The organism is Nitrosomonas sp. Nm51 (assembly GCF_900111165.1).
GTDB lineage: Bacteria > Pseudomonadota > Gammaproteobacteria > Burkholderiales > Nitrosomonadaceae > Nitrosomonas.
Map to the genome: position 1 here is coordinate 1 of NZ_FOGH01000120.1, position 1546 is coordinate 1546.

3 protein-coding genes are annotated in these 1546 nt (G+C 42.0%); all 3 read left to right on the forward strand.

From position 1 onward, the window contains the following. Positions 1–462, forward strand: a 462-nt coding sequence (locus BMY60_RS15065) for a transposase (RefSeq protein WP_177166600.1), incomplete at its 5' end; no start/stop codon positions are given. A 453-nt stretch (positions 463–915) separates the two neighbouring features. Then, positions 916–1125: a hypothetical protein gene (locus tag BMY60_RS15570; RefSeq protein ID WP_143057498.1), complete on the forward strand. Its 210-nt coding sequence runs from the start codon at positions 916–918 to the stop codon at positions 1123–1125. 127 nt (positions 1126–1252) lie between these two features. Then, positions 1253–1432, forward strand: coding sequence for a helix-turn-helix transcriptional regulator (locus tag BMY60_RS15075; RefSeq protein WP_090334720.1), 180 nt, complete (start codon positions 1253–1255; stop codon positions 1430–1432). Positions 1433–1546 lie beyond the last annotated feature (114 nt).

Genomic DNA, 1546 nt, shown 5'->3' on the forward strand with positions numbered 1-1546 from the left:
TACGATCACATCTGCATGTTGAAAACACTCAAATGTGCCGTGCGTGTCGTCTGGGCCTACCGAAAATCACAATGGGTTGCATTCTTTACCACTGACCTTGATCTCACCGTCGAACAGATCATCGAATACTATGGCGCTCGCTGGAAAATCGAGGCCGGTTTCAAAGAGATCAAGCAGGAAATTGGAAGCATAAAAAGCCAAACCCGAACGCCGCATGCCGTTATGAATCACCTCAGCTTCTGCATGATGGCCACCACTATCACCTGGATATACGCAGATCGCCTTGATAAAACACCGCAGCGTTGTTACGCTGTTAACAATCGAAGTCACTTCGCCTTCTCCGATGTTAGAAAACTGATTACTCAGGCCGCATTCGATAAAGATTTTGTTACCTTTTGCCCCAAGCCAGGCAAACCCGAACAAAATTCTCTCATCAAAGCATTATTGCGGATGGTCGCATAGGGAAAAAAGGGAAACTTCAGTATTAAAGATAATCCAGATTTTAAAACTGTCTGGCAACTGGCGCATGACTGGACAGGTGAAGAATCCGACAATACCGATCCCAATGCAATTTCGCCCGAACTGAGGATTGCAATTGATCGCCTGATACGTGCAATCGGCGGCAAAGAAATTTCTGGCAGGTGGAAAGGTTATCGAATTTTCTTCGATAATTCTATTTTTTCATTTATTTTTGAAATCAGGCATGTCATACAGTTTTATCGGTTCCTCATACACAACAATATCAGCAGGAATTATCTGGATAATCTGTATGTAAAGCGGAATGAGGTAATCAATTGGTGTGAGAATATAGCCCTGCTTGATCCTCCACCTTGCTGGGCGTTAAAGAAACTCTCCGATTCAGAAAATTCAAATAGTATTCCAGAAGATGAAAATATTACGGGCTGGTATGATCGATTGACTGAACAAAGAAAGATGAAAGTTGCGTGCCTTGAATTGGCTAAAATGCTATGGAAAGAAAATCCAAACCAGACTTATGAAGAAATTCGCACCCATCCCGTTATGCGACAATACGGAAACCCCTCTGTTTTTACTCCTGAATCATTCCGAAATTGGGCAAAAAATGTTTCATCTGAATATGCCAAAAAAGGTGGAAGGAGAAAATAATCAGGCTGTTAGTAAAAATAAAAACCTTTTTAAAAAAATAAATACCTTTCTATTTTTTTAGCATCTTTTTTTAACTGCTAAATTCCCGCAAATTGCTTCCATTTGATTAATTCACTGGAGGCAATTTATGCAAACCCAATTACTCACCACTAAAGAAGCTGCACAGATTTTAGGCGTCAGTGTCGCATTCCTTGAACGTGACCGCTGGGCAGGTGCTCGCGTGCCATTCATCAAAATCGGCAGCCGGGCAGTTCGCTATCGCTATAGCGATCTGCTCGCCTATATTGATCCTAAATTCCTCAGTTAGCTGGAATCAAATGCCAACGTAGCGGGAAATGAATCAAGAAATTGTGATTTCTGGGGTTTGCTGGCAATAATTTTACTGATGATATAACGCACCAAGGCTGGCCAGCGACCTGCT